The 255-nt window shown below is 46.7% G+C and carries 1 protein-coding gene; it reads right to left on the minus strand.

Annotated elements, in window-relative coordinates:
- The coding region (locus ACYQ2O_RS13390; protein ID WP_459796847.1) for a hypothetical protein at positions 1–255 on the minus strand (255 nt) is incomplete at both ends.

The raw sequence follows: 255 nt of genomic DNA on the forward strand, positions 1-255 counted from the left end.
TCACTCTTTCGACGAATATGCATCTGGTCTTCTCTAAACCGCTGCCAGGGACTCTGGCCTAAAGACCGGTGGTCTTTTATGTTCTTCTGCCTGATATAGTCAGTGAGGGAGTCGTTGAAAGCGGTCAAGGACTCAAATTCTTTATAGTCGATGGCCGGCATCCAGTCATCCTTTAAGGTACGAAAGGTCCGTTCGATTTTTGCTTTTGATGCACCTGAACGTACACGTGCATGGATTAAGTCAATGCCTAGTTGG

It is taken from the genome of Alkalibacterium sp. m-11, assembly GCF_054658155.1.